This is a genomic window from Bacillus sp. GMs2/2, from assembly GCF_050172095.1.
Taxonomy (GTDB): Bacteria; Bacillota; Bacilli; order Bacillales; family Bacillaceae_G; genus Bacillus_A; species Bacillus_A cereus.
Map to the genome: position 1 here is coordinate 1 of NZ_JBNLYE010000415.1, position 3202 is coordinate 3202.

Below are 3202 nucleotides of genomic sequence, written 5' to 3' on the forward strand. Positions count from 1 at the left end.
TCAATTCAATAGAGGTTCGTGGGGGAAATGTAGCTAAGAAGAAATCTCTTATACTCCATGTTTTTTATTTGTAAATCGGTAATTCTAATAGCTCTGACGAAAAGTAAAGGAGTAAAAAAGAAGTGGATAGTTTGTTTAATGAAGATAGGGTGTAAAAAATAAAACAACGGAGGTTTTATAATGAATAAAGGAATACTGCAGATTACAGAAATTGAAGAAATTACTATTCCGAATCTATTGAAGGATAAAATGAAGAATCTGATAGAAAATGAATTAAAAACTCATAATCCTTATACTTGTGATCAAGAAATAGCAGCATATTTTTCAAAAGAGTGGCTTAATTGTTTGATTGACTATTCAAAGAAAAATCCGAATTCAGATGTGAAAAACCTACTACATATGATAAAAATAGCGAATTGTGGCGGGAACGTACCGCCTATTCTTATTAAAAATACTCCATGTGACCCTATAGAAACACTATTACCTGGGGAAAATCGCAGAGGTTTTAATTATGGTGAAGACGAACACGATAGAATGAAAAAATATTTTTATGCAGAATGGGTCACATGGCTTTTTGCCACACTTTTTAATTATGATGCTTTAATTCACCCATCCGAACATGCTGGGAAAAATAGATTTCATCTCATTTCGCCTTTAAATAACGATGAAGTTTTGCGAAATGTCGGTGCAAGCACCGGTGGCGGGAACTTTTATCAACATAACGATGCCACAGTGTATACAGATATGAAAGACCAGTCAGATATTGAAGCGAGATTGAATACATTCAATACAAATTTAGAAATTGTATCAAATAGACTTAATAAATCCGTGGAACGAATAGTGTCTGAAATTACTTGTGGCAAATTTACTAGAGTTGATGCTCTTTTATTAAAAGGAGTGTTAAATTTAAAAACTCAAACTCATATTGGAACGCCAAAATTACTTCAAAAGCATCTTGAAGAAAATCACTTCAGTAAAGATGACATATTGGCGATAAGTAAAATGCCTATTGCTCATATCGCAGGAATGGCTGATGGTGAAATATCGGGATTTGTAGGGGAAATAAACCAAATTATATTTTTAGATGATAATGGTGATATTATTGCAACTTGTTTGAATGGAGCAGAAAATAGATTGATTTATGTGGGAGAAAGTGAAGAAGAAAAATTGAAATTTGACATGTTTTTAGAACTCTTACGAACAACGCCTACTTATAAGGTTCCACTTACATCTGAAGATTTATTACTTATACCAAATTCATACTATGGTAAACAAACAAATGTAACTCATGGTAGAGAAAGGTTATCTGAGGAAGAATATAAAATCCCGATTGGAAATAATAAATACGGAAGAAGAATTGTTTGCAGGCAATACGTTTCCAGCCGATTACGTGATCAGAAAGAAAGTTACTTTAAAGATTTAATTAACTAGTTTAAAGAGAGGAGGGAAGATGGGGAGGTTTGGGGTATAATAGCTCAAGCCTTCCCATATTCTTTGTATGGATTTTACTATTGAATTACCCATACTACTATTTTTAGTAGCTGTATTAGCAGGATGGATAGATACGATTGCTGGAGGCGGTGGTATGATAACTATCCCGATAATGTTATTAGTAGGTATGTCTCCTTCTGTAGCGATAGCAACTAATAAACTGCAAGGGAGTAGCGGAACTCTCATGGCAACAGTGTTTTTTATTAAGAAGAAAGAAATTAATCTTAAAGAAATGCGTTTGTCCATCTTAATGACCTTTTTTGGATCAGTTTTCGGTGGATGGCTTGTTTTACAGATACGAGCAGAATATCTAATTATGATATTACCTTTTTTACTTGTTTTTATTGGCATTTATTTTCTATTATCTCCAAATATAGCAAACGAAGATCGACCGAGAAAAATAAGTATGTTGTTGTTTGCGTTAACAGTGGCTCCGTTACTGGGATTTTATGATGGTTTCTTCGGCCCAGGAACAGGTAGTTTAATTGCTTTAGCATTCATTCTTTTATGTGGATATAGTGCTACACGGGCGACTGCAAATGCTAAGATTTTGAACTTTACAAGTAATTTCGCTGCTTTGTTGTATTTTATTATTTTTGGCCAAATCGATTGGACAATTGGATTGATTATGATGCTTGGTCAAATAATAGGATCATATATTGGGGCGAAGATGGTGCTTACAAAAGGGACGGCATTAATACGACCAATAGTGGTTATTGTTTGCTTTGTCATGGCAATTAAGATTTTTTTACAAAATATGAACTAAATGTAATCAATATATTATTTGTATCAAAGTTAGAGTGTTTTCATGTTCCTATTGCAGTATTACGCTGTTTAAGATGTGTTCAAAATTACACAATTTGACTAGTGTAATGTATTGCGTTATGCTTTTTTATAGTATAAAAGAAAGGCTTGAAGATAATGATTCGTCGTTTGAGAAAGCTAAAAAATGTAGCAGTCGTAGTAAGCTTCTAAGTAAATAGCAATATATATAATACTTAGAAGCGAGGAATAAAGTTATGAAGCATCCATTATTTAATCATTGGTCAGAAACAAAGTATATAAAAGATATAGTAACAAATCCACTCATTGAAGTAGGAGAGTACTCCTATTATTCAGGCTATTATAGTCATCAAAATTTTGAAGATGGCTGTGTAAGGTATTTGTGGGGAGATGCTAAGTCCCAAGCACTGTTCAATCCAATTGAACAGATGGGATGGCACCTTGACAAACTCATTATTGGGAATTATGTTTGCATAGCAAGCGGGGTAGTCATTTTAATGGGTGGTAATCATAATCATCACTCAGAATGGATTACAGTATATCCATTCGCTGAGCAAATTAAACAATCATATGAACCTAAGGGAGATACAGTCATTAAAAGTGATGCTTGGATTGGAATGAATGCTATAATAATGCCTGGCGTTACTATTGGTGAAGGTGCAATTGTTGCTGCAGGATCAGTCGTAAGTAAAGATGTTCCGCCGTATACAATAGTTGGTGGAAATCCTGCTAAGGAAATAAAGAAACGATTCACTGATACAGAAATAAACATGTTAATGGAAATGCGTTGGTTTGATTGGGATAGGAAATTGATTGAGAAGGCAATTCCGCTGTTATCTAGTCCATCCATCGAACCATTATTTGCTTTTTATAAAAATGAAGTGAAAAATAAATAAATCAGTTAGAAAAACTACATCCAGTATAGGGT

General features: G+C 33.6%; 3 protein-coding genes. All 3 read left to right on the forward strand.

Annotated elements, in window-relative coordinates; translation table 11 throughout:
- Window positions 1–180 precede the first annotated feature (180 nt).
- The 3 genes from ACQGS6_RS25315 (at window position 181) to ACQGS6_RS25325 (ending at window position 3170) form a co-directional block, all read left to right on the forward strand.
- Window positions 181–1431, forward strand: coding sequence for a hypothetical protein (locus ACQGS6_RS25315; RefSeq protein ID WP_426965792.1), 1251 nt, complete (start codon window positions 181–183; stop codon window positions 1429–1431).
- A gap of 67 nt (window positions 1432–1498) precedes the next feature.
- On the forward strand, window positions 1499–2257 hold the full coding sequence (locus ACQGS6_RS25320; protein ID WP_426965794.1) for a TSUP family transporter: 759 nt from the start codon (window positions 1499–1501) through the stop codon (window positions 2255–2257).
- Window positions 2258–2510: 253 nt separating this feature from the next.
- On the forward strand, window positions 2511–3170 hold the full coding sequence (locus ACQGS6_RS25325) for a CatB-related O-acetyltransferase (protein WP_000682538.1): 660 nt from the start codon (window positions 2511–2513) through the stop codon (window positions 3168–3170).
- Window positions 3171–3202: the final 32 nt, after the last annotated feature.